Here is a 1207-nt window from a genome sequence, read left to right as displayed (position 1 = left end):
CACCTCACCACCCCCGACGGCCGCCGCCTCTCCTACCTGGACCACGGCCCCCGCGCCGGCCGCCCCCTGCTCGCCCTGCACGGACACCTCGGCGAGGGCGCCGACTTCACACCGGCTGCCGGTGCCCTGGCGGCCGACGGATGGCGGGTCGTCGCGCCCGACCAGCGCGGCCACGGGGACTCCGACCGGGCGGAACGGTACGACCGGGACGGCTACCTCGACGACCTGCGGCTGCTCCTCGCCCACCTGGGCCTGGACGCGCGGCCCCTGCCCGTGCTCGGGCACTCGCTCGGCGCCGTCAACGGCTACCACCTCGCGGCGGACCGGCCCGGCACCGTCAGCGCGCTGATCAACATCGACGGACCCGCGTACCTGCCCGTCGTCGACCCCGCACCCCTTTCCTTCCTGCTCGACCTGCCGTACACCGCGCCCACCCGCGAGCAACTCCACGCCGCCTGCGGGCCGTTGGCGCCGCTGCTCGACGGTGGCATGCGGCCGCACCGGGACGGCTGGCGGCTCGGCTGCCACCCCCGCGACATGGTCGACTCGGACACCCGCGTGCTCGGCGACCACTGGCGCACCTGGCTCGCCTCCACCTGCCCCGCTCTGCTCCTGCACGGCACCGCCGGCACCGTGCTGCCCACCGCGCAGGCCCGCGAGATGGCCGCACGGCGCCCCCGCACCACCCTCGTCGAGCTGAACGCCGATCACTGGGTCCACCTGCGGCGACCGGACGAGTCGGTGGCCGCGATCCGCCGGTTCCTGGCCGCCGTCGGGTGAGGCGACGGCGGCCCGTCTCTGTGCGGTCGCCGGGGTGGGGGAGAGGGGCGCAGGATGGAAGGCACGGCGACAGGCGGACCCGACCGCTCCGGTGCCGGGCCGCGTACGTCGGAAGGAGGCGTTGATCCATGACCCGCTTCATGGACGTCCACCACGGGATGGAGGGCCTCACGGCCGATGGGCTGAAGCAGGCGCATCAGGCCGACCTGGCCATCGAGAAGGACGAAGGTGTGCACTTCGAGAAGGCCTGGGCGGACCCGGCCTCCGGCACGGTCTACTGCCTTTCCGAGGGCCCGTCGGCCGACGCGGTCCAGCGCGTCCACGAACGCGCGGGCCATCCCGCCGACGAGATCCACCCGGTTCCGCTGACGGTCTGACCCGCCACGCGACCACTGGGCACTCCATCGACGGCCACCCGGGCACGTTC

Annotated in this window: 2 protein-coding genes; both read left to right on the top strand. The window is 74.6% G+C overall.

Annotation, left to right across the window (positions count from 1 at the left end; all coding sequences use genetic code 11):
* Positions 1–780, top strand: a 780-nt coding sequence (locus tag GUY60_RS37750) for an alpha/beta fold hydrolase (RefSeq protein WP_161706008.1), incomplete at its 5' end; no start/stop codon positions are given.
* A gap of 128 nt (positions 781–908) precedes the next feature.
* Entirely contained in the window at positions 909–1157 is a 249-nt protein-coding gene (locus GUY60_RS37745) for an SCO4226 family nickel-binding protein (protein WP_161706007.1), read from the top strand.
* Positions 1158–1207 lie beyond the last annotated feature (50 nt).

Origin of the sequence: Streptomyces boluensis (assembly GCF_009908195.1) — a bacterium.
GTDB classification, from domain to species: domain Bacteria; phylum Actinomycetota; class Actinomycetes; order Streptomycetales; family Streptomycetaceae; genus Streptomyces; species Streptomyces boluensis.
This window is presented reverse-complemented; position numbering and strand designations above follow the sequence as displayed.